Source organism: Actinoplanes sp. NPDC049548, assembly GCF_040676695.1.
Lineage (GTDB): Bacteria > Actinomycetota > Actinomycetes > Mycobacteriales > Micromonosporaceae > Actinoplanes.
This window is the reverse complement of record NZ_JBFAPM010000020.1, coordinates 103,044-124,544: the sequence shown is the minus strand read 5'-3', so window position 1 is coordinate 124,544 and position 21,501 is coordinate 103,044. Positions and strand designations below refer to the sequence as shown.

The following is a 21,501-nucleotide window of genomic DNA, read 5'->3' as shown; positions in this document are numbered from 1 at the left end:
CGTCACCACGGCTCCGTGCCGATGACGACACCGCCCACCGAGCCGTGGCCCGACAGCGAGTCGATCGACATCGAGCAGCTGAACTCGGCGTTCGGGTGCCGGCCGGCGATCCGGCCGACCCGGATGCCGAAACATCGCCCGGCGGCCACCTGCCGGACGGACACGGCGGCACGCACCCGGAGGCTGATCGGGAGCGGCGTCTCTCCTCCCTGCAGGATGTCGATGTCCACGGCGGAGAAGCTCCCGCCGAGGACGCGGCCCACCGAGGTGGCGGCCGTCAGCGATCCCCTGTCGGCCGGGTAGTAACCGTCTCCGTGGCGAGACTGGACGGTCAGGTGCGGTGAGCTGAGCGTGAACGTACTGCCGACGACGTCGTCCACGCTCTGACTGGCGTCCAGCCGGGACTCGCCGCGTGACCGCGTACGCCGTGAGCCGGCCCCTGGCGCCCGCGGGACGAAAGTGCGGCGCAGCCTGCCGTATCCGTCCCAGGCGGCGTCCGCGTCCGTGGCGGGCACGGGCGGCAGGCCCGGCATGGCCAGACCGAGATCGGCCGCCATCACCGCGGCCAGGGCGGCGCAGTCCGTCGCCCTGGCGTCGGCCCTCGTACCGAGGTCCGAGGTGCCGGCCAGGACGGCGACCTCGCGACTGGTCAGGGCCGCAATGTAGAGCGTGGCCGCCGCCTGCAGCCAGTCCCCGCCCGCGCCGCCGGTGAGCAGGCTCGCCGCCACAGCCGTCGCCGGCGGGGGAACGAAGTAGGCGACGGCGTCGGGGGACGCGAACGGGTCCACGTCCTGCTGCCGCACACTCAGCGCCACGGAGGCGGTGACGCCGGCGGGGACGACCATGAGCGGATGTCCGCCGACGACGAGGCGGCCGGCACCATGGACGCTGATCGCCATCCTCCCGTTCGCGCCGAACAGGTACGGCGGGTGAGTGCCCGTTCCGCTGTGCAGGAGCAGATACTCGGCGGCACCGCGTACCAGGGGGTCAGCGTCCTGCGCGGCGTCGAGCAGCACGCTGATCGGCGTCGAGCCGTCCAGGGCTCGAAGCCGGTCGCGTGGCGCTGCGCGGGCGTCGAACGACTGGCCGGGCGCCGGGGAGCGACTCCGGAGGGCGGCGACGCGGCTGTCGAAGTCCTTCTGCACCGTCGCCGAGGGCCTGCGGTTGCGACTCGCCAGCCAGACCCGTACGGCCATGTCCGCGTCCCAGCCGGCCACCGCGTCGACGTAGCTGTCGTGTTCGCCACCGGCGTCCACGATCTGCACGACCGCGCGTTCCGCACCCGCCGCCACCAGGTTCCGCAGCGCGACGTCAGGGTCGGCGTGCCCGGTCGCCCACTGCGCGGCGAACCAGTCGGCGTAGCGGCCCCGGCGGAAGCCCACATGCTCGGTGCCGTCCTCCGCGGTGGTGAGGTCCACGACGCTGGACCGGGCGGCCAGCCTGAGGAACGTCTCCGCGGTCCAGTCGGCCGGCAGGACGTTGCGCCGGCGGTGGTGCAGGCGCGCGATCCGGTCGAGCTCTCGGCTCAGGTCAGTCAGCAGGTCATCGTCCATCTCGACCGCCGTCCGGCGGTTCCGGAGCAGCTCGTACGCCAGCCGGCCGAGCACCGGAACGACGACCCGCTGGTGGTCGAACACCGAAGCGGCCTCACTCAGCCGCCGGCGCAGGTCAGGGCCGAGGACGGTGGCGAGGGAGGGCCGCTCGACCTCGCGTCGCCGGGGCGTCTGCGCCCACGCCGCCAGCAGGTCCGGCCGGCTCAGCAACGCGAGCAGCAGCGGTTCCCTCGGCGCCCAGCGGTCGACGGCCGCGCGGAGGTCGTCGCGCCCATATCCGTCGAGGAGCCGGCCCACCGCATCCGGGCTCAGCGGGAGGAGGTCGAGGCGCTGAGCCGACGGCAGCAGGGCGAGGTGCTCCCCTTCCGTCGACTCGGCGGCCGCGACCACCACGGTGGCGTCGGCGGGCCGGGCCTGGGCGAGCTCGGTGAGCGCGGGTCCGAGCGTGTCCCCCGGCGCGGGAGCGACGTCGTCGATCAGCAGCCGGAGCCGGTCACCGCCCCGGCGCCACGAGCGCAGCAGGCTCCCGCTGTGGACGCGGTTCTGCTCCGCCGCCAGCTCCAGCAGCGTGTCCGCATCGCCGTGGACGACTCCCGCCAGCGAGACGTACAGCGTGGGGCCGGCGGCCGTGCCCGGGGAAGGCCGCCTCGTGCAGCATCGATGTGGTCTTGCCGCTGCCGTGCGGGCCGGCCAGCACGAAGAGGCCCGGGCCCGGGGCGGTCACCGCCAGCGGACCGGTCAGACGTTGCTGGAAGCCGTCGCGGTCCCGTTCCTCGCGGAGCACGTCCAGCTCGACGTAACGGGAGTGGACCTGGCGCTCGGACATCGCCGCGTTCTGCGTTCGCATGTGCGCCCGGAAGCGCCGCCGCGGCGGATCCGAGTCGAGGACGAGCGGCACCTCGTGGTGGCCGGCGAGATGACGGGTGACGGCGGAGGCGACCTGACGCGAGAGCTCCTCGACCGACCCGAACAGGCCGACCACGTGCCGGCGAGCCAGCCGCTCGCGCAGGGCGGTGATCCGGTCCCCTCTGCCGTTGTCGCCGGTTCGTGAGTCCATCAGGGGCGGCGGCCAGGGCGCGTCCTCCCGGAGCAGGAAGATCAGGCGCGGGATCGCCGAGACACCGGCCTGCAGGTACTCCCGCTCGGTGATGGAGAGTCCGGCCGGATCGTCGTCACCCGGCACGTACCCGTAGCGCCAGGCGAAGAGGCCCACGTAGACGTCGGAGTCGGCGACGTCGCGCAGGCACTTGTCCACCGGCCGCTCGTCCGCGGCGACATAGTCCTCCATCGCCGTGACGTCGTGCCCCAGCTCGCGCAACGCCCGGTAGACGCCCTCCCGCTCGTCCTGGAGGTCACGGAACGTCGAGGACACGTAGATCCGGGCCACATGGCAGTTTTATCAGCATGGACAGCTGGTGGCGCGACGCCGTGGTGTACCAGATCTACCCGCGCTCGTTCGCCGACTCCGACGGCGACGGGGTCGGCGACCTGGCCGGCATCACCGCCCGGCTGGGGTACGTCGCCGGGCTGGGCGCGGACGCCGTCTGGCTGACGCCGTTCCAGCGCTCACCCCAGGCCGATCACGGGTACGACGTCAGCGACTACCGCGACGTCGACCCGCTGTTCGGTGACCTCGCCGCGTTCGACGCGTTGCTCGCCGAGGCGCACGCGCGGGGTCTGCGGGTCATCGTCGACGTGGTGCCGAACCATTGCTCGGCCGAGCATCCGCTGTTCCGCGCCGCGCTCGCGGCCGGGCCGGGCAGCGCCGAGCGCGCCCGGTTCCACTTCGCCGACGGCCGCGGGCCGGGCGGGGACGAGCCGCCCAACAACTGGCCCAGTGTGTTCGGGGGCCCGGCCTGGACCCGGGTCACGGAAGCCGGCGGGCGGCCCGGCCAGTGGTATCTGCATCAGTACGCGCCGGAGCAGCCCGACTGGAACTGGCGGAACCCCCGCACGGCCGAGTTCTTCGACGATGTCCTGCGGTTCTGGTTCGACCGTGGCGTCGACGGGCTGCGTATCGACGTTGCGCACGGGCTGGTCAAGGCGCAGGGGCTGCCGGATCTGCCCGACCCGCACACCGTCGCGCCGATGCGGCTGCGGGGCAACCCGCTCGCCTGCGACCAGGACGAGGTGCACGACGTATACCGGCGGTGGCGGGTGCTAGCCGACTCGTACGACCCGCCGCGGGCGCTCATCGGCGAGGTCAACCTCGACCCGGAACGGGCCGCTCGGTACGTCCGCCCCGACGAGCTGCACCAGGCGTTCGCCTTCGCCTTCGTCACCGCACCGTGGGATGCCCGGCGCTGGCGCGACATCGGCAGCCGGCTGCTCGCTCACGGCGACGTCACCTGGGTGGTGGAGAACCACGACGTGGTACGTACGCCGACCCGGTACGGCAATGCGGCACGCGCCCGCGCCGCCCTGCTCACCATCCTCGGCCTGCCCGGCGCCGCCTATGTCTACCAGGGACAGGAGCTCGGCCTGCCCGAGGTGGCGGTGCCGTCCTCGGCGCGGCAGGACCCGGCGTGGGCCCGCAGCGGGATCAGCCGGGACGGGTGCCGGGTGCCGCTGCCGTGGCACCGGGACCCCGCCGGCGCCTTCGGCTTCTCGCCCGCCGGGTCCGCGCCGCCGTGGCTTCCGGTTCCGCGCGGGTGGGGTGAGCACGCGACCGAGGCCGAGCCCGAAACCCTGGCACTCTGCCGGGCGGCGCTGGCCCTGCGGCGGCGATGGCTCGCCGACGGGCTGGGGGCGGACGATGCCGTCGAGTGGGCCGTGCACGACGGTGACCTGCTGCTCGCCGTACGCGGAAAGGGTCTGGCCGTCGCTGTCGCCATGGGCGGCCGGCCCGTGCCGCTTCCGGCCGGGGACGTAATGCTGGCGAGCGGACCGCTCACCGGGGACGGTCACCTGCCGCCGGACACCGCGGTCTGGCTCAGCCGTCGACGGCCTGCAGGTCCGGGCCGAGGCCCAGGATCGCCATGACGCGGCGCGCCGGCGCGGGAGGGCGCACGACGCTCACGTCGCACGGAAAGCGGCTGCGGCTGGCGACCAGCTCCGCCGCGGCCGCCGAGCAGAAGAACGTGACCGCATCGAGGTCGACCGAGATGCGCGCCGGCCGATGCCGGGACACCTCGTCCAGGAGGGCCCGGAGCCGGGGCGTGGCATGGTCGTCGAGGTCGCCGCTCACCTCGACGACGGCGGCGCGGCCGGCCTCCCAGCGCACTGCGGTCGTCATGACGGCGGGAACATCCAGAGAATGCATGATGCGGTCCAGCCTAGGCTGCCCGGCGGCGGACCGTCAGGGATCACCGGTCCGAACACGACAATGATCGGCCCGCACCCCTCGGCGGATCGGTCATCCGCGACCGGACGAACACCTACCGCCGGTCCCCGAGCAGGTCGTCCAACCAGGCATTACGGAAGATCCCTCGGGGGTCGTACGCGTCGGCCAGCGCGACGAAGTCGCTGAAGCGGTCGTACTGGTCGCGGATCGTCTCCGAGGGGACGGTGTAAACCTTGCCCCAGTGCGGGCGGGGGTCGAGCGGGGCCAGCGCCTGTTCCAGCTTCGCCACCACCGGCAGGACCGCCTCGGTGTCGGCGATCCAGGTGAAATGCAGGGCGAAGGTGTCGCGGCGGTAGTTGGGGCTCAGCCACAGGTCGTCGGCGGCGATCGTCCGCAGCTCGCAGATCTGCAGGACCGCGGCCACGTCCGCGCCGATCGCCTGCACCGCGTCGACGGCCTCCAGGGCGCGCTCGCGGGCGACGTGGTACTCGGACTGCAGCTCCTCGCCACTGCTCGGGGTGAACTCCATCCGGAAGTGGGGCAGCCGGGTGTGCCACGGCCCCGGCTCCCCCGACTGGTCGGTGCTGTTCAGGGCGGGCATGCCGGGCACCGGGTGGCGGGGGCCGTCGGCGCGGCGGGCGCCGTACCAGTCGCCGGCCGGCACCGGGTCCTTGCGCTTGAGCCAGGCCATGTTCGGGTCGGGGCTGGTCCAGTTCGTGAAGAGGCTGACGCTGTAGCCGTCGGCGAGCATCTCCGGCAGGTGCGCCTCCAGCGACGCGCGGGGGACGTCGTCGAAGACGTACTGGCGGATCTCGTACGTGGGCTCGACGTCCAGGGTCAGCGCGGTGATCACGCCGAGGGCGCCGAGGTGCACGACCGCCCCGGCGAAGACGTCGCCGTCGGTGTCGCGGCGCAGGGTGACCAGTTCACCGTCGCCGCGGACCAGCTCGATGCCGGAGACCGCGGTGGCGAGGTTGGCGTGGCGGCCACCGGAGCCGTGCGTCGCTGTCGCGATGGCGCCCGCCACCGAGATGTGCGGGAGCGACGCCGTGTTGTGCAGGGCCAGCCCTTCCGCGTCCAGCCGGGCGAAGAGCTCGCCGTAGCGGATGCCGCCGTCGACCCGGACCGTCCTGCGGTCCTCCGCGACCTCGACGATGCGCGGCAGCCCGGTCAGTGAGAGAAGGTCACCGCCGGTGTCCGCCATCCGGTTGAAGGAGTGCCCGCTGCCCAGCACCTTGACGGGGTTCCCGGCGGCCACCAGCTCCTGCACCTGTTCGACGGAGGCCGGCCGGTGCAGCCGGCGCGCGCCGAAGACGATGTTGCCCGCCCAGTTGGTCACCCGTTCGTCGCTCATGGGTCCAGCACATCACGAATGCACCGGGCGGGACATCGATGTGGAAGATCAAGAGGCGCGGGGCGGCGTCCAGGTGGTGGGGATGTGCCCCACGCGTACCCGCTGGGGGTGGTCACCCACCGGGACCGTCGCGACCCGCCTGCCGGTCGCGAAGCTGATCGCCGTCACCTGGTCGGCGCCCGACTCGGAGATCACGCAGTCCAGACCGTCCCCGCTGACCGTCGCCCAGTACGGCTTGTTCGCGGGGACCAGCTCACCCTGGGCCAGCGTCGCCCGGTCCACGATCGTGGCGTAGTCGTCCATGGTGCCGGCCACGCAGAGCTTGCCGCCGTCCGGGCTGATCGAGAGCCCGTGGTGCCGCGAGTCGTTCACCCAGGTGGTGCGGTCCTCGCTGGTGGCGGGGTTCTTGGGCAGCTCCTTGACGCGGGTGACCCGGTCGCTCGGCACGTCGTACTCGACCAGTCCGTTGAAGAAGGAGACCTGGAAGTACAGCTTCTTCTCGTCGGGGGTGAAGACGGCCGGGCGGACCGCGTCGGACAGGTCGGAGCGGCCGAACGCGTCGAGGCGGGGACGCATGTCGATCTCCCGTACCGTCTGGAAGGTCCGGGTGTCCGCGATCGTGATGTGCCGGTCGCCCTTGGTCCAGTCGGCGGAGGGGTCGTCGAGCGACGTGTTGACCTCGCCGATCGACATGTTCCACAGGTAGCGGCCGCCATCGGTGTAGACGTTCTCGTGCGGCTTGTCGCCGGCGGTGAAGGAGCCCAGCTGCCGGCCGGTGACGATGTCGAGCACGTGCACGGTGTTCGAGGTGGACGCGGAGACCGCGACCGCCCGGCCGTCGGGCGACACCGCCATGTGGTCGGAGCGGAAGCCGGAGACCGGGAACCGCCAGCGGACCGCCCCGGTGGCCAGGTCGATCGAGACCACGTCGGCGAAGCTGGGCCGCGAGACGACCAGCGCGCTGCCGTCCGGAGTGGTGTACATGTCGTCGACGAGCTGGTCGTGGCCCTCGCCGGGACCGAGCTGCACGCCGAGGTAGAACGCGAGCTTGACCGGGTTGAGGTAGATCTCCCAGAGCCGCTCGCTCTTGTCCGGCACGACGTTGATCCGGCCCAGCTTGGCGAAGTCGCCGCGCGAGGCGATCACGTCGACGGTGCCCTCCCAATTGTTACCGACGAACATGACCTCCTTGAGCGCCGGCGCCGCGGCCTGCGCGGGCACCGCCGGTACGACCGCGATGATCAGGGCTACCAGGGCCTTCGGTACGGATCCAGCGCGCACGGACGCCTCCTGCGGCGACGGGCGGGGCGCGGCTGGGCGGTTCCGCCGGACGCCTCGCGATGTTACTTTGCGGTAACGCATAGGGAACAATGAATCGCCTCGCGCCGGTAGAGGACGGGAACCAATGCCGCAGCCGCCCGTTGTGCACCGCCCACAATCGCGCGAGGACGCCCTGACCGCCCTGGTGGCCGACCTCGCCGCGGACGTGCAGCTCGTCGACGACGTGGTGCGCGCCGCCCGCTGCGAGTCCCCCGGCATCGCCCGGATGCCCTGGTCGGAAAGCCGGCGGCACGTGACCGCCCTGCTCGCCGCCGGGTTCGCGGCCTTCACCGGCGACGGCGAGCCGGACTTCGGTGCGGCGGCGCGCTTCGGTGCCGAACGGGCGGCGCTGGGCGTACCGGTGGCGGCGCTGCTGTCCGGGCTGCACGCGGGCCGCAGCCGGATCCTGGAGATCGCGATCGAGCGGGGCCGCAGCTGCGGCATCGCGACCGAGGTGATGCTGCAGGCGCTGCTCGAGCTGGACCGCTACGGCACCCGGCTGGAGCGGCACGTCGTGACCGGGTACCGGGCCGCCGAGCGGGAGCTGGGCCGCGACTACCGGGACGCGCGGATCGGCCTGCTGCGCCGGTTGCTGCTCGGCGAGGACGACGGCACCGCCCCGGATCCGGGCCGGTTCGGTCTGCGCGCCGGCGGGAGCTATCACTGCCTGGTGTCCGATGCCGCCGATCCCGCGCGGGTCCGCCGCCTCGAGCAGGGATTCGCCCGGTGTGGCGGCGTCATGGCTCCGGTGGCCGGGCTGCTCGCGGGGCTCACGCCGCGGCTGCCGTCGGCACCGCCGGATCCCGCCGCCCTGGTGGTGACCTGTCCGCCGGTCCCCCTCGAGCAGGCGCCGGCCGCGTACGCCCTGTGCCTGACGGCCCTGGCGGCAGCGGCCGGCGACGCGCTCACGGGGATGCACGACGTCGTCGATGTGGCCGGCGAGACGGCACTCGCGGCCCAGCCGATGCTCGCCGGCTTCCTGTCCCGGAGCCTGCTGGGCGCCCTGAACCCGGGCGACGAGTTCCACCACGACCTGGTGTCGACGGCATTGGCCTATCTGGACGAGGGCCAGCGGCTGGACCGCACCGCCGAGGCGCTGCACCTGCACCCGAACACGGTGCGGTACAGGCTGCGCCGCCTGCAGGAGCTGACCGGGCTCGGCGAGCGCCTGACCGTGCTCGACACCGTCCGCTGGTGGTGGGCGCTGCGGTCCTGGCCGGCACCGCCGGCCGCCGGTCATCGAAGCTGATTCATGTCTTGACGGTGCTTCCGGAGCGGGGCTACCGTCCGTCCCATTGGAAAAACCACCTTTTCTGGATCCATTCGCGGACAGGAGTCCCGACGGTGACCGATCCCCGCTCCACAACCCCGGGCCGTACCAGCTGGCGCCGATTCGGCGTGGTGATGGCGCTCAGCACCGTCGCCACCGCCGGCGTGGTGTCGCTGATCTCGCACGGCGCGCTGGCGGCGACGTTCGTCGTCTCGGGCCAGCAGTTCAAGGTCAGCGCCGACGAGCTCGTGGCCACGGGCTTCATCCAGTACGGCACGGTGGACGCCCGCATCGAGCCGGGCAGCGATCCGCAGTCGCAGAAGCCCGAGCCGGTCGCGGTCTCGGCGATGAAGACCGCCACCCTGAAGAACCTGTGCCAGTCGGTCGTCACCGACCTCGGCGACTTCGGTTCGGTCAGCCTGGTGATCCACGCCGGAACCGGCGCCCAGCCGGTGACCGCCAAGAACATGGTCGTCGACATGTCGCAGCTCGACGGCAACGCCAAGTTCGAGACCATCGAGATCGGCCGCGACGCGTCCACGCTGGACAAGGGCCCGGACAACGACCCGGGCGAGAAGGCGCAGCGCCGCGAGGGCTTCTTCAGCCAGCAGGCCGACAAGGTCACGATCACCGACCTCAAGCAGGTCGCCTGGGCCACCTCGGCGGGCGAGTTCAACCTGCGCAACCTCAAGCTGGCCCTGCACTGGGGCAAGGACGAGTGCTTCTAAGGAGAAACGATGCGACACCTTCGCCGTACGGGCGTCGTCGCCGCCCTCGGCCTCGGCCTCGGCGTGCTGCCCGCCGTTCCCGCCCTGGCGCTCGCACCCGGCACCACCGTGGGGCCGGCCGGGCACGCGTACGCCGCCTCGCTGGTGAGCGGCACCACCGCCACGTTCGTGGTGGGCAATACGACAGTGACCTGCAACCAGTCGGGCAATACCGGTCAGGTGCCGGCCGAGCCCGCCAACACGAGCCCCGACGGCCCGGTGGTGTCCACGCTGACCCCGGCCACGTTCAGCAACAACGGCGGCAACTGCCCGACCAACGTGCTGTTCACGACCGCCCGCACGGCGTCGAACAACACCAACGGCGAGTGGACCATCGCCCTGCAGTACGACCCGGCCGGCTCCACCGGCACGATGACCATCCCCACCGCGGGCGTAATCACCACCATCTCCGGCCTCGCCTCCTGCACGGTGACGGTGGCCCCCGAAGGCCCGGCCACGCTGAGCGGGCCGTGGATCGACGGCACCGACACCAGCGCGCCGGTGCTGGACTTCTCCGCCGGCGTGAGCCTGCCGATCCGGGTGACCGGCGGCCTCACCTGCCCCACCGGCGCCACCACGGCGACCTTCCGGGCCCGGTACGCGATCAGTGACACCACGGACGCGACCCAGCAGATCACCGTCACCGACGGCACCGTCGCGCCGCCGCCTGAGGGGTAGGCGCCCTTCAGCCGGAGGCAGCGACCCGGGCCGCGACGGCCGGACCCAGGAACGGCACCAGGACGAAGTAGGTCAGGTCGGGCAGGCGGTCCGGAAGCTCCGCCACCCGGCCGGTCGAGACCAGGTCGAAGATGACCCCGTAGACGCCGGCGATGACGGCCTCCACGACCCCGGCGGGAACGACGGGCCCGCCGGGGCGCTGGGGTACCTCGGCGAAGAACCCGCCATAGCTCTCCAGCAGGATCCGCCGGCGTTCCCGCGCCCGCGGCCCGGCGGCCAGCACCTCCACCACCGCGAGCACCGCGAACGCCGGCTCGGCGGCCAGCAGCCGCAGCAGTGTGTCGAGCCCGCAGTGGATGCGCTGCGGCCAGCTCGCGGGCCGGGCGAAGGCCTCCGCGACCGTCTTCTGCATCAGCTCGACGCCCAGGTCGAAGGCGGCGAGCAGGCATGCCTCCTTGTCGGTGAAGTGCTCGTAGAAGGCGCGCGTCGACACGCCCGCCGCGGCGCACACCTCGGTCAGGGACGCGTTCGCGTACCCTTTCTCGGCCACCACCCGCGCCATCGCGTCGATCAGCCTGTCCCGCTGGGTCCGCGAGACGAACTCGCGCGGCAGGTCGTGACGGCCCCTGGGCAGACGGGCCACCTCCACGGCGGACCCCGGAAGCCGCTCCCGCTCGCCGGCGACCATGGTGCCCCCTTGCTGCGTATCCCGTGCGTCCCGTCGCCAGCAGCCTAGTGGGAGGTCAGCGCAGATCCGCCACGGCGGCGGTGACCTCGGCTCTCAGCGGCGGCGGCAGCGGCAGCGGCGCGTAGCCGGTCGCCGTTCACGCAGTGTTCCGCTTCACGGGTACTGCATCCAGGCGCGCATGTCACCGCGCGGGTCGAAGAGGTACGCGCCGTCGCCCAGCGCCTGCTGGTCGTCGGTCGGGTTGTCGAACACCGGCGCGGTCAGGCCCCAGTACTTGTGGGTCGCCGTGTCCTTGCCCTTGCCGACGTGCAGGAAGACCGAGCCGCCGGCGGGGACCACAGTGCCCGCCGGGAAGACGTAGCGGCGCAGGCCGGAGTCGCGGATCCACCAGCCGCCGATCGCGACCTGGTACGGGGAGGCGTTGTCGACGCGTACCCATTCGCCGTTGAGGTTCTGGTCGTCGAGGCCGTCGGCGTCGTAGTTGACGAAGGTCGAGATGGCCGCGCTCTGGAACGGGCCGCTGCCGCACGAGTCGGTGTCGAACAGGTTGAGCCCCTCCTGCGCGGCCCGCGCCTGGGCCACCCGGTAGGACGCGTTGGAGGCCCACTCGCCCTTGAACGGCTGCCACAGCGCGAGGCCGTGGCGGATCAGGTCGAGGCCGACGTCGTGCCAGACGCCGTTGATCCGTACCTGGACGGAGCGCAGCGGCCGGTTCTTGCTGGAGCTCGACGCGTGCTGCGCCGTCAGCCGGACCACGCCGCCCCCGGCCTTGACCAGCCGCTCGAAGCGGGCGGCGGCGGCGAGGGCGTGGCACTCGCCGCGGCGGCGGGCCGGGATCGTCGAGTAGACCGTCATCTCCATCGCCTGGGCGTTGATGAGCCGGATCCAGCGCGGGTTGTTCGCGCCGTCGCCGGTGATGTCGACCAGCACGGTGTCCCCGTCGCCGACCCGGACCACCCTGCCGGTCCAGACCTGGCAGGCCGGTCCGCCCGACGGGAGGCAGTAGCCGGACGCGGCGGCGCGGGCGGGGACCGCGAGGCCGGTCAGCGCGAGCACGACGGTGGCCAGCAGGGCGAGTCGGCGCAGCATGGGCATGCCTGCCCATCGGCCGGAGCGCGACGGGACTGAGCGTTCTCCGCACCGGTGTCTCAGCGGGGCTGCGCCGACCAGGCGCAGTCGGGGCACAGGTCGAAGGACGAGTAGCGGCGGATCCGGGTTCCGCCGCAGTCGGGGCAGCGGGCGGGCCGCTCCCCGGCCGGCCGGCGCCTGGTGAGGCGCAGCGCCGAGAAGGTCAGGACCGGCCGCAGGACGCCGTCGCCCGGATCCACGGCGAGCGTCCCGGCACGCTCACGGACCACGGCCCGGACCACGAGCCACGGCCGGGCCTGCGGGGACGGCCCCTCGGCGAGCAGCGGCGCCACGTCCGCCGGTGCCGCCGGTTCCACTCCGGAGATCACGGCGGCGTCCGCGCGTACGCCCTCCGCGCCGAGCCCGTACCGCCACGGGCGGCCGGGCGGCGGGGGCGCCCCGGGGCGGCGCGCGGCGAGGACGAGGCAGACGCCACCGGTGTCGGTGCCCAGCATGCCGACCTTCACGGGCGCGCCCCGGCCGTCGTTGAGGCCGGACAGCCTGGCCGGTTCGTCGGGCGTGGCCGCGCCGGGGTGCAGCAAGTGCGCGGTGCCGCGGAGGAAGCTCCACAGCGCCGCGCGTACCGCCGGGGTGACGACCTGGTCGCAGCGGCGCTCGCTCCACGGGCCGCCGGGGTGCCGCAGCGGAGGGACGAAGATCGCCGGGTGCGGGCGCATGATCGCATCGTGTCATCAGGTCCGGGAGGCCTGCGGTTGACACCCCCGTACGGTGTGGGTGACTGTTCCTCAGGTGACCGATGACTGGCCGGCCGCCGGCGATCTGCTCGCCTCGCGTTACCGCCTCGTCACCCTCCTGGAGTCCGGCGGCATGGCGGACATCTGGCGCGCCGCGGACGAGCTGCTCGACCGGCCGGTCGCCCTCAAGCTGCCCACCGGCCGCACCGCCACCAGCGCCGAGGCGCTGCACCTGGCCTGGAGGGAGGCCCGGATGGCGGCCCGCCCGGCGCATCCGGGCATCGCGGTCGTCCACGACTACAACGGCGCGGTCCGCCCCGACGGGTCGGTGGCCCCGTTCGTGGTCATGGAGCTGCTCACCGGCGAGACCCTCGCCGCCCGGGTCGAACGGGCGCCCCTGGCCTGGCCGGACGCGGCGCGCATCGGCCGGGACGTCGCCGACGCGCTCGCCGCGGCGCACGCCAGCGGGGTGGTGCACCGCGACATCAAGCCCGGCAACGTGATGCTCACACCGGCGGGCGTCAAGATCCTCGACTTCGGCATCAGCGCCCTCACCGGCGAGCCGGACGACGACGAGAGCGGCATCACCTTCGGTACGCCGGCGTACGTGGCCCCGGAGCGCCTCGACGGCAAGCCGGCGGAACCCGCCACCGACGTGTACGGGCTCGGCGTGCTGCTCTTCGAGATGGTCACCGGCGACCCGCCGTACCCGGTGGACACGTGGGAGGAGCTGGCGACAGCCCGCGCGCACGGCCCCACCCCGCTGCGGCCCGGGCTGCCGGCGCCCTTCCGGGTGCTGGTCACCGACTGCCTGCTCGACGAGCCCGGGCGGCGGCCCAGCGCCGAGGAGGTGAGCGACCGCCTGGCCGCGACGACCGACGAGCCGGCACCGCCGCGGCACTCCGGCCGGTGGCGGGTCGCCGTCTCGGCCGGGATCGCGGCGGTGCTGGCGACCGCGGCGGGCACGGTCGTGCTCATCGGCCCGTCCGTACGGGACGCACCGCCGGTCCTGGCTCCCCCGCCGGCCACCGTCACCGCCACGCCGTCCGTCGCGCCGTCGCCGCCGCGGCCCACCAGCGCCCGGCCCGCCCGGGCACGGATCGGCTTCGACGACGCGGTCCAGCGGGTCCGCGCGGCGGTCGACGACGGGCGCACCGCGGGTCAGATCCGCCCGGACGTCGCCACGGACCTGAACAACCTGCTCGACACGCTCGACAGCCCGCGGGCCGCCGACGTCGGGACCCGCCTCGACGACCTGCGGCGCAAGGTACGGGCCCGCACCGACGAGGGCAGCCTCGCCGAGGACCGGGCGGCCGTCCTGCAGTCACGCCTCGACGACCTGGGCCGGGCCGCCGGGATCTAGTGCGTGAAGTTGAGGACGGCGATGTAACCGCGGCTGCCGCCTCCGCCCACGGCGTACACGTCGCGGCCGTCCGGGCTGACGGCGATGCCCGTGGCGGTGCCCAGGCCCACGCCGGTGGTGCATCCGGTAGTCGAGGAGAGGGCTATACAGCCGCTCGTGGTCGACAGCTGGGTCAGTACGCCGGTGCTGCTGTTGTGCCGGAAGACCGCGACACCTTGGCTGACCGAGGCAGCCACGAAGGCGAACATGCCGTCGGGGCTGAACGTGATGCTGGTCGGGGACGAGATGGCCCTGGCGGCGGTGCATCCGGTGATCGCGGTGCTGCTGTTGTGGTAGATGCAGGCGTTGGGTGCGGCCACCTGGGTGAGGACGCCGGTGGTGGTGTTGCGGGTGAAGGAAGCCACGGCGTTGCCGGCGTTGCCGACGGCGTACACGGTGGCACCGTCGGGCGCGATGCCGACGTTGTACGCGCCGGAGAGACCCCGCACCGCCGTGCAGTTCGGGATCGCGGTGCTGCCGTTGTTGTAGACGCACGAGTTCGGGGGGGCCGGCTGGGACAGGACGCCCGTGGTCATGTTGCGCTGGAAGACCGCGACCGCGTTGCTGAGGTTGCTCGCCACGTACACGCTCGTGCCGTCCGGGGAGGTCCGCACGGCGAACGGTGACCCCAGCCCGCTTGCGGTCGTGCAGCCGGAGGTGGTCGAGTTGGTGTAGCAGCCGGCCGTGCCACTCAGCTGGGTGAGCACCCCGGTGGTCGCGTTGCGGGAGAAGACGGTGAGCGAGTTCGACTGGACCGAGACGACGTAGACATAGGCGCCGTCGGGGCTGATCGCGATGCCGTCGGCACCCATGATCTTGTAGGCGGACGCGCAGCCGCTGGGCGGCGAGCTGAGGCTGTTGTCGTACAGGCACTTGTTGGGACTCGCGAGGGGGGTCAGCGCGCCCGTGGTGGCGTTGCGGGAGAAGGCGGCGATCGTGTGGGTGCTGTAGCCCACCGCGTACAGGTGCTTGCCGTCCGGGCTGACTGTCAGGTCGAACAGGGCACCCATGACGCCGAGGACGGTCGTGCAACCGGGCACCGAGGCGTTGCTGTAACAGCCGGTCGGACTCGTCAGCTGCGTCAGGGCTCCCGTGGTGGCGTTGCGGGTGTACGCGGACACAGCCCCCTTGGCCACCGACCCGACGTAGACGTGCTTGCCGTCCGGGCTGACGACGACGCTGGTGTCGTCGGTGATGCCGGCGGCCGTCGTGCAGCCGCCGGTGCCGTTGTCGCTGAAGCAGCCGGCGGTCTGGCTGAGGCCGAAGGTGGCGCGCGCGGTGAACGAGGACGCGGGTCCTCCGGCAATGGCGGTGAACGCGGCCGAGCTGGACGGCATCAGGGCGAAGCCGCCGAGGCACAGCAACGCCAGCAGAGCGGCGCCCGCCCGCATGAAGCGGTGGCGCGCCGCGCGGGCGTCTCGTCCAGCCATCACCATCCTCCCCCCGGGTAAGTCGGCAGCGGTACGCCGAACTCAAGCTTTCGGCGTCACCGGCTCCGCGGACCGGTGGCGCGGGGCCGGGAGGCGGCCCGGCCACGGGTCTTCTGGCGGCGCCGCGGGGTGCTCTGGCGGCTCGGCTCGCGCCGCAGCGACGCGGCGGGCTGGTCCGCTCCGCCCTTCGCGGGCACGGTGGGCTTGGGCGTCTCCACAGGCGCACTCACCTTCGCAGCCGGAACGAGCTCCGGCGCGCTCTCCTTCGCCGCCGGAACAGACTCCGGGGCAGGCTCCGGCGCGCTCTCCTTCGCCGCCGAGACAGACTCCGGGGCAGGCTCTGGCGCGCTTTCCTTCGGGCCCGAGGCGGGCACCGGCGCCGCGGCCGGGGCCGGCGTCTCCACCGGCGCCGCGGGCAACCGCGATGCCAGGCCGACCGCGGCGAGCACGGCCACGCTCTGGGCGATGAACAGCCACGGGTGTCCCTCGCGCAGCTTCAGGGTGGCCAGGCCGATCCGCGGGACGAGCAGCCGGCCCACGCCGCGCACCTGCGCCGGCGGGGTCCGGAAGCTGTCGTCGCTGCCGTTCGCGTCACCGCGGGTGATCAGCAGGCCACGCTCGTCGAAGCCGGCGATGCGGTGGGTGAGCGTCTGCCCGGCGTGCCCCGGGTACGGCACCGTCACCACCTGGCCGACGGCGGGCTGCCAGTCGGCCGTCGGCGGCGAGCTGACCACGATGTCGCCGCGGTGCACCGACGGGCTCATCGAGCCGCTGACGATGACCGTGGGCCGCCAGCCCCAGACCATCGGCAGGGCCGACCAGGCGACGATCGCCGCCGCGGCAGCCAGCACACCGATCGCCACCAACCGCACGAGCGGCAGGGACCAGGCCCGCGGGCCCCGGAGTGCCTCGGTCGCCGTGCTCACGGTCAGCGCGCTTCCCAGGTGAAGGTGGCGTTCGCCGCGGCGCCCTGGGCGCTGTCCGGCGTGCCCGTGTTGACCGTGTACGCGATGCGGTAGGTCTTCGTCTGGCCGGCACCGGTGGGCGCGAACGAGCCCACGCCGGAGGCGAAGTCGGTCTTGCCGCTGCCGAACGCGGCGAGCGTGCCGGTGTAGTCCGTCGCGGAGGCGACGAAGCCGGTGCAGCTGCCGAAGGTACCGCCCGTACCCTCCTCGACCACCAGGTCGATGTACGGGCTCAGCGCCCCGGAGACCGCCGTGCCGTACAGCTTCACCGAGGTGGACAGGCTGCCGTTGTAGGTGAGCTTGATGCAGCGCTCACCGACCGACCCGGGCCGGATGTTCGTCGCGGCGAACATGGCGGAACCGGAGTCGTCGTCGCCGAGCGTGACCGTACCGGCGGCCCAGCTGTTGGCGCCGTTGTCGGTCTGCGCCGTGAAGGCCGCGTTCGACGCCTGCCACATGGCCCCCGAGCTCACCGCGATGCCGCCGACAACCGCCGCCACCACCGCGTACGTCTTAACCCCGCTAGCCCACATATCAGTTCCTTCTGCCGGCCCGGGCGACTTGCCGCCCCGGGTTCGTGCATCCAGATTCGCCCGCGTGCCTCATCGCAGGCTCAAGACAGTTTCAGGACCGGTGCAAGGCTTTCGGCGGTAACTCTCGGTGATGACGTGTTGACAACAGGACGTCACGCGGAGCGACGCAGCACCAGCCTGGTGCTCAGCACCTTCTCGCAGTTCCCCGGATCGGGGCCGTCGATCTTGGCCAGCAGCAGCCGGACCATCTCCTGGCCCATCGCCTCGATGGGCTGGTGCACGCTGGTCAGCGGCGGATCGGTGTGCCGGGCGATCACCGAGTCGTCGAAGCCGATCATCGCCACGTCGTCCGGCACCCGCCGACCGCGCTCGCGGATCACCCGCATGGCGCCCGCGGCCATCATGTCCGAGGCGGCGAAGACGGCGTCGACGTCCGGGTGCCGGTCGAGCAGCCAGTCCATCGCGGCCGCGCCGCTCTCCTCGCTGAAGTCACCCTGGGCGATCGGGCCCGCGCCGACCACGTCCCGGAAGCCCTCCAGGCGGGCGATGCCCGCGGCCATGTCGAGCGGCCCGGTGATCGTGGCGATCCGCCGGCGCCCCAGGCTGCGCAGGTAGGCGACAGCGTCCCGCGCGCCGCCCCGGTTGTCGGCGTCCACATAGCACCCCGGCTCGGGGTTGGTCGGGCGACCGGCCCGGACCGTGGCCACGCCGCGCTGCTCGAGCTGGGCCGGCAACGTGTCGGCGCCGTGCAGGGACAGCAGCAGCACCCCGTCGACGTGCTGCCGGGTCAGATAGCCCTCGAGCCGCTGCCGCTCCTGCGGGTCCTGAGCGATCATCAGCACCATCTGCAGGCCCCGCTCGACCAGCCCGGAGGAGATGGCCTGCACGATCCGGCCGAAGAACGGCTCGCCGAAGAACCGCTCGCCGGACTCGAAGATGACCAGCGCGACCGAGTCCGTGCGCTGGGTGACCAGGGTGCGGGCGGCGCGGTTGGGCACGTACCCCAGCTCGGCGATCGCGTTTTCGACGGCGGCCTTCGCCTGCGGGCTGACCTGCGCCGAGCCGTTGACGACCCGGGACACCGTGCCCCGGCCCACCCCGGCCAGGGAGGCGACCTGATCCAGCGTCGGCCGTCCGCTCGACCGGCTGCGCTCCGCCGTCATCGTGCCGCACCTCCCATGAACGTTGAAGACAACTTACAACTGGCAGGCTCAGATGAGGCCGGCACGCACCGCGTACGCCACCGCATGGGTCCGGTTGCGCAGGTTCAGGCGCTGGGTGATGCCGTACATGATGTTCTTGACCGTCCGGGTCGAGTAGCCGAGCCGCTCGGCGATCTCGCCGGTGTCGGAACCGTCCGCCACCAGCCGCAGGATCTCGAGCTCACGTTCGGTGAGCCCGCTCGCCCCGGCCGGTGCGGTGCCGCGCAGGTCGCGGTGCAGCCGGTCGACCTCCTGCAACAGTCCGCCGAGCAGGTCCGGCGGCAGGACCGCACCGCCCACCGCCACCGCGGTGACGCAGCGCAGGAGCGCGCCGGCGCTGACCACCCGGCGCGGCACGACGGACCGGACGTGAAAGCGCACGAGGGAGAGCAGGTCGTCCGGCGACAGGTCGTCGGCGACGAGCACGACGGGTACGTCCACCTCGCGCGCGGCCCGGCTCAGCAGCATGCCGAGCTCGGTGTTCGACGACGTGGCCACCACCAGCACGTCGGGCCGGCCGTCGTCCTCGCCGAGCACGGCGAACTGCCGGGCGCCGTGCAGCAACGCCACCAGCCCGGCACGGTGGAGCGGATCGGCTGTCCGCACCGCGACGCGCAGACGTCCCACGGTCATGGCGACGACGCTAGCGACCCCGCGCACCCCTCTCAGGCGATGGCCGGGCGGCTCACTCCTGAACGGCGGCGGGCTGGGCGGTGCGGCGGCGCGCCTCGGTCACGTCGGCCATCAGCCGGTCCCACGCGGGGTCCGGGCGGAACGGCCCCAGCGGCAGCCGGTCCCCCACCCGCGCCCAGGTGTACTCCCACCATGCCGCCACCCGTACCGGCCAGAGTCCGACCCGGACGGCTCCGGCGAGGAAGCAGCGGTGGATCAGCAGGGTGCCGGCGAGGATGTCGTCGTCCAGCTCGACGTCCTCGTCATCGATGGCGCGGCCCAGGGCGCGCACGTCGCGATGCATCTCCGAATACGCGATCAGGTCCGGCGTGGCCGGCACCCGCACCTCCGCGCCCGGCACCAGCATGTCGGCCGCGTACGCGGGCATGAAGGCCACGTTGTCGCTCATCACGATCAGTGGCAGCTCCTCGTGCCCCCGCCGTACGCCGATCTCGACGCCCGGGTCCCCGGTCGGCACGACGACCTGGGCCACGCTGAGCACGTCGCGGACCGCCAGGCGGACCGAGTCGCCGATGGCGGGCACGTGGACCGTCACGACGCCACCCGCCGCCGACACCTGCGTGCCGGGCAGTTCATCGAGCAGGCCCAGGAGTGCTTCACTCTGCATGTGCCCGGTTATACCCGACGGGCGCGACTCCGCTCAGAACCGTTCGAACTTGCTCTCGAGATCCGGTACGGCCACCTCACGGCGCTGACTCGTCGCCGACGTGTTCTCGTTGAACGTTGCGGTGTCGCGGCGGGAGGCCGGGTATCCGTCGTTCGGCCAGCCGCCTCGCGCGGGAGGCTGCACCGTCCCGGTCACGACCTGCCGGGAACTCGCGCCGGTGACGAAGAAGTCCATCATCTGCTTGAGCTGGGCGGTCTGCGCCGACATCTGCTCCGCGGTGGCCGCCAGCTCCTCGCTCGACGAGGCGGTCTGCTCGGTGACCTTGCCGATCTGGGTCATCGCGACGTTGACCTGGCGTACCCCGGTCGACTGCTCTCCGCTCGCCGCGGCGATCTCCTGGACCAGGTCCGAGGTTCGCACGATGCTCGGGATTATGGTGTTGAGCAGCTCGCCGGCCCGCTCGGCGGTCTGCACGCTGCCCGCGGCCAGCTGGCTGATCTCCTGCGCGGCGACCTGGCTGCGCTCGGCGAGCTTGCCGACCTCGGTGGCGACGACCGCGAACCCCTTGCCGTGCTCGCCGGCCCGGGCGGCCTCGATGGTGGCGTTGAGGGCCAGCATGTTCGTCTGGAAGGCGATGTCGTCGATGATGCCGATCTTGCTGGTGATCTCCTTCATGGCCGCCACAGTCTTCTGCACCGCGTCCCCGCCCTCCTGAGCCTCGGCGGCCGCGGTCGCGGCGATGCCCTCGGTGGCGATCGCGTTCTCGCTGTTCTGCGCGATACCGGCGGTCATCTCCTGGATGCTCGTGGTGGTCTCCTCCACGCTGGCGGCCTGCTCCGTCGCGGCCTGCGACAGGCTCTGCGAGGCACCACTGATCTGGTTGGCGGCCATGTTGAGCTGGGCGGCCGAGTCGACCACCGTGCCGACCGTCTCGGCCAGCCGGGTCATCGCACTGTTGAGCGCGGTGCCCATGCGCCCGACCTCGTCCCGGCTGCGGACCTCGAGCCGGTCGTCGAGGCGGCCCTGGGCGAGGCCGGTGAGCACGTCGACGGTCTCCCGCAGGGGTTTCGCGACCGCCCGCGTGATCATCTGCACCACGGTGAAGGTCACCAGTAGAGCGACGACGATCAGGATGATCAGCAGCATCCGGGAGGTCTTGTAGGCGTCCGCGGACTTGTCGAGCATGGCTTTGGCCGCATTGTTCTGCTGGTTGATGAGGGAGCTCAGCGCCGTCTCGATCGCCTGCGCCTTCGGGGCCACCTCGGTGGCGACGATCCGGTTGAACTCCTTGACGTCGTTGCTGGCAGCAGGCGGCTTGAGCTTGTCCTCCAGGACCTGCTTGTAGGAGTTCCACGCGTTCTGGAAGGTCTGCTCCTCCGGAGTGGTCTGTGAGCCGTCGAGGTAGTCGCTCCAGACCTCCTCGAGCTTGGCGACCGCCGCGTCGAGGACGACCTCCGCCTTGTCGGAGGCCTCGCCCACATCGGCCATCGCCATCGCGCGCGAGTCCAGGCGGATCTCTTTGTACTGACTGGAGACCTCACCGAGGAGGCGGACGTCGTGCAGGTTGGTGTTGTAGAGCTGGCTCAGCCGGTCCTGCGCGCTGCCGAGCTGCACCATGCCGACCAGGCCGACCGCCAGCAGCAGGCCGCAGACCAGCACGGCCAGGGTTCGCAGCTTCCAGGCGATCGGCAGATCCCGGAACGAGAATCCGCTCCGATGGCGGCGCCCACTCACCGTCTCCGTCATGTCCAGGCCCTTTCTGTTCCCCCGCCGAGCCGCTCGCGACCGCGCTGGGCCGCCGGCATGACGGGATCAGCTTATCGACGCAAAGGTCGCGAGAATTGCAATTCGGAAGCCCTTTCGGAAATGCATTCCAGAATGCGACGGGACGCCTTAAAAAGGACGTACGGTAGCAGACGGCGCAAGTGGCTGA

At 72.4% G+C, this 21,501-nt stretch carries 20 protein-coding genes; 5 read left to right on the top strand and 15 right to left on the bottom strand.

Features of this window, described 5'->3' with window-relative positions; all coding sequences use genetic code 11:
• Nucleotides 1-2 precede the first annotated feature (2 nt).
• Both AB0J80_RS31135 and AB0J80_RS31130 read right to left on the bottom strand, forming a co-directional pair.
• Nucleotides 3-1,946 carry a hypothetical protein gene (locus tag AB0J80_RS31135; protein ID WP_364712024.1) on the bottom strand — a complete coding sequence of 648 codons (1,944 nt, stop codon included), beginning with the start codon at nucleotides 1,944-1,946 and terminating at the stop codon, nucleotides 3-5.
• 100 nt (nucleotides 1,947-2,046) lie between these two features.
• The gene (locus AB0J80_RS31130; protein WP_364712022.1) at nucleotides 2,047-2,940 is read right to left on the bottom strand and encodes a DUF4062 domain-containing protein; all 894 of its coding nucleotides are present in this window, start codon (nucleotides 2,938-2,940) and stop codon (nucleotides 2,047-2,049) included.
• Between the two features lie 17 nt (nucleotides 2,941-2,957).
• Here AB0J80_RS31130 and AB0J80_RS31125 point away from each other — a divergent pair, with 17 nt between their 5' ends.
• Nucleotides 2,958-4,535 (top strand): alpha-amylase family glycosyl hydrolase, encoded by a 1,578-nt coding sequence (locus tag AB0J80_RS31125; protein WP_364712021.1) that lies wholly within the window; start codon nucleotides 2,958-2,960, stop codon nucleotides 4,533-4,535.
• Here the strand turns inward: AB0J80_RS31125 and AB0J80_RS31120 are convergent.
• The 3 genes from AB0J80_RS31120 to AB0J80_RS31110 form a co-directional block, all read right to left on the bottom strand.
• The gene (locus tag AB0J80_RS31120) at nucleotides 4,486-4,815 is read right to left on the bottom strand and encodes an STAS domain-containing protein (protein WP_364712019.1); all 330 of its coding nucleotides are present in this window, start codon (nucleotides 4,813-4,815) and stop codon (nucleotides 4,486-4,488) included. The genes AB0J80_RS31125 and AB0J80_RS31120 overlap by 50 nt on opposite strands.
• 115 nt (nucleotides 4,816-4,930) lie before the next feature.
• Complete coding sequence (locus tag AB0J80_RS31115; protein ID WP_364712018.1) at nucleotides 4,931-6,190, bottom strand: FAD-binding protein; 1,260 nt, start codon at nucleotides 6,188-6,190, stop codon at nucleotides 4,931-4,933.
• 48 nt (nucleotides 6,191-6,238) lie between these two features.
• Nucleotides 6,239-7,471 (bottom strand): YncE family protein, encoded by a 1,233-nt coding sequence (locus AB0J80_RS31110; protein WP_364712017.1) that lies wholly within the window; start codon nucleotides 7,469-7,471, stop codon nucleotides 6,239-6,241.
• 142 nt (nucleotides 7,472-7,613) lie between these two features.
• Here AB0J80_RS31110 and AB0J80_RS31105 point away from each other — a divergent pair, with 142 nt between their 5' ends.
• The 3 genes from AB0J80_RS31105 to AB0J80_RS31095 all read left to right on the top strand — a co-directional run bounded on the left by AB0J80_RS31105 (nucleotide 7,614) and on the right by AB0J80_RS31095 (nucleotide 10,225).
• Nucleotides 7,614-8,759 (top strand): helix-turn-helix domain-containing protein, encoded by a 1,146-nt coding sequence (locus AB0J80_RS31105; protein WP_364712015.1) that lies wholly within the window; start codon nucleotides 7,614-7,616, stop codon nucleotides 8,757-8,759.
• Nucleotides 8,760-8,854: 95 nt separating this feature from the next.
• Nucleotides 8,855-9,508, top strand: coding sequence for a DUF6230 family protein (locus tag AB0J80_RS31100; protein WP_364712014.1), 654 nt, complete (start codon nucleotides 8,855-8,857; stop codon nucleotides 9,506-9,508).
• Between the two features lie 9 nt (nucleotides 9,509-9,517).
• Nucleotides 9,518-10,225 carry a hypothetical protein gene (locus AB0J80_RS31095; RefSeq protein WP_364712013.1) on the top strand — a complete coding sequence of 236 codons (708 nt, stop codon included), beginning with the start codon at nucleotides 9,518-9,520 and terminating at the stop codon, nucleotides 10,223-10,225.
• Between the two features lie 7 nt (nucleotides 10,226-10,232).
• Here AB0J80_RS31095 and AB0J80_RS31090 read toward each other — a convergent pair whose 3' ends face one another.
• From AB0J80_RS31090 to AB0J80_RS31080, 3 genes are all read right to left on the bottom strand, one after another.
• Nucleotides 10,233-10,913, bottom strand: a complete 681-nt coding sequence (locus tag AB0J80_RS31090; RefSeq protein ID WP_364712011.1) for a TetR/AcrR family transcriptional regulator — start codon at nucleotides 10,911-10,913, stop codon at nucleotides 10,233-10,235.
• A 153-nt stretch (nucleotides 10,914-11,066) separates the two neighbouring features.
• The gene (locus tag AB0J80_RS31085; protein WP_364712008.1) at nucleotides 11,067-12,002 is read right to left on the bottom strand and encodes a lamin tail domain-containing protein; all 936 of its coding nucleotides are present in this window, start codon (nucleotides 12,000-12,002) and stop codon (nucleotides 11,067-11,069) included.
• A 59-nt stretch (nucleotides 12,003-12,061) separates the two neighbouring features.
• Nucleotides 12,062-12,718, bottom strand: coding sequence for a hypothetical protein (locus AB0J80_RS31080; protein WP_364712006.1), 657 nt, complete (start codon nucleotides 12,716-12,718; stop codon nucleotides 12,062-12,064).
• A gap of 73 nt (nucleotides 12,719-12,791) precedes the next feature.
• Here AB0J80_RS31080 and AB0J80_RS31075 point away from each other — a divergent pair, with 73 nt between their 5' ends.
• The gene (locus tag AB0J80_RS31075) at nucleotides 12,792-14,099 is read left to right on the top strand and encodes a serine/threonine-protein kinase (RefSeq protein ID WP_364712004.1); all 1,308 of its coding nucleotides are present in this window, start codon (nucleotides 12,792-12,794) and stop codon (nucleotides 14,097-14,099) included.
• Here the strand turns inward: AB0J80_RS31075 and AB0J80_RS31070 are convergent.
• From AB0J80_RS31070 to AB0J80_RS31040, 7 genes are all read right to left on the bottom strand, one after another.
• Nucleotides 14,096-15,568 (bottom strand): hypothetical protein, encoded by a 1,473-nt coding sequence (locus AB0J80_RS31070; RefSeq protein ID WP_364712002.1) that lies wholly within the window; start codon nucleotides 15,566-15,568, stop codon nucleotides 14,096-14,098. The genes AB0J80_RS31075 and AB0J80_RS31070 overlap by 4 nt on opposite strands.
• Nucleotides 15,569-15,624: 56 nt before the next feature.
• On the bottom strand, nucleotides 15,625-16,494 hold the full coding sequence (locus AB0J80_RS31065; RefSeq protein ID WP_364712000.1) for a S26 family signal peptidase: 870 nt from the start codon (nucleotides 16,492-16,494) through the stop codon (nucleotides 15,625-15,627).
• A gap of 2 nt (nucleotides 16,495-16,496) precedes the next feature.
• Nucleotides 16,497-17,066, bottom strand: coding sequence for a hypothetical protein (locus tag AB0J80_RS31060; RefSeq protein ID WP_364711998.1), 570 nt, complete (start codon nucleotides 17,064-17,066; stop codon nucleotides 16,497-16,499).
• Between the two features lie 152 nt (nucleotides 17,067-17,218).
• On the bottom strand, nucleotides 17,219-18,229 hold the full coding sequence (locus tag AB0J80_RS31055; protein WP_364711995.1) for a LacI family DNA-binding transcriptional regulator: 1,011 nt from the start codon (nucleotides 18,227-18,229) through the stop codon (nucleotides 17,219-17,221).
• A 48-nt stretch (nucleotides 18,230-18,277) separates the two neighbouring features.
• Complete coding sequence (locus AB0J80_RS31050; protein ID WP_364711992.1) at nucleotides 18,278-18,901, bottom strand: response regulator transcription factor; 624 nt, start codon at nucleotides 18,899-18,901, stop codon at nucleotides 18,278-18,280.
• Between the two features lie 52 nt (nucleotides 18,902-18,953).
• Nucleotides 18,954-19,568: a hypothetical protein gene (locus AB0J80_RS31045; protein WP_364711991.1), complete on the bottom strand. Its 615-nt coding sequence runs from the start codon at nucleotides 19,566-19,568 to the stop codon at nucleotides 18,954-18,956.
• Between the two features lie 33 nt (nucleotides 19,569-19,601).
• Nucleotides 19,602-21,314, bottom strand: a complete 1,713-nt coding sequence (locus AB0J80_RS31040; RefSeq protein ID WP_364711990.1) for a methyl-accepting chemotaxis protein — start codon at nucleotides 21,312-21,314, stop codon at nucleotides 19,602-19,604.
• Between the last annotated feature and the right edge of the window lie 187 nt (nucleotides 21,315-21,501).

Excerpts from the sequence above, each read along its gene's own strand:
- AB0J80_RS31125 (WP_364712021.1), top strand. The coding sequence starts at position 2,958 with ATGGACAGCTGGTGGCGCGACGCCGTGGTGTACCAGATCTACCCGCGC.
- AB0J80_RS31120 (WP_364712019.1), bottom strand. The coding sequence starts at position 4,815 with ATGCATTCTCTGGATGTTCCCGCCGTCATGACGACCGCAGTGCGCTGG.
- AB0J80_RS31115 (WP_364712018.1), bottom strand. The coding sequence starts at position 6,190 with ATGAGCGACGAACGGGTGACCAACTGGGCGGGCAACATCGTCTTCGGC.
- AB0J80_RS31095 (WP_364712013.1), top strand. The coding sequence starts at position 9,518 with ATGCGACACCTTCGCCGTACGGGCGTCGTCGCCGCCCTCGGCCTCGGC.
- AB0J80_RS31090 (WP_364712011.1), bottom strand. The coding sequence starts at position 10,913 with ATGGTCGCCGGCGAGCGGGAGCGGCTTCCGGGGTCCGCCGTGGAGGTG.
- AB0J80_RS31085 (WP_364712008.1), bottom strand. The coding sequence starts at position 12,002 with ATGCTGCGCCGACTCGCCCTGCTGGCCACCGTCGTGCTCGCGCTGACC.
- AB0J80_RS31080 (WP_364712006.1), bottom strand. The coding sequence starts at position 12,718 with ATGCGCCCGCACCCGGCGATCTTCGTCCCTCCGCTGCGGCACCCCGGC.
- AB0J80_RS31070 (WP_364712002.1), bottom strand. The coding sequence starts at position 15,568 with ATGGCTGGACGAGACGCCCGCGCGGCGCGCCACCGCTTCATGCGGGCG.
- AB0J80_RS31060 (WP_364711998.1), bottom strand. The coding sequence starts at position 17,066 with ATGTGGGCTAGCGGGGTTAAGACGTACGCGGTGGTGGCGGCGGTTGTC.
- AB0J80_RS31055 (WP_364711995.1), bottom strand. The coding sequence starts at position 18,229 with ATGACGGCGGAGCGCAGCCGGTCGAGCGGACGGCCGACGCTGGATCAG.
- AB0J80_RS31050 (WP_364711992.1), bottom strand. The coding sequence starts at position 18,901 with ATGACCGTGGGACGTCTGCGCGTCGCGGTGCGGACAGCCGATCCGCTC.
- AB0J80_RS31045 (WP_364711991.1), bottom strand. The coding sequence starts at position 19,568 with ATGCAGAGTGAAGCACTCCTGGGCCTGCTCGATGAACTGCCCGGCACG.
- AB0J80_RS31040 (WP_364711990.1), bottom strand. The coding sequence starts at position 21,314 with ATGACGGAGACGGTGAGTGGGCGCCGCCATCGGAGCGGATTCTCGTTC.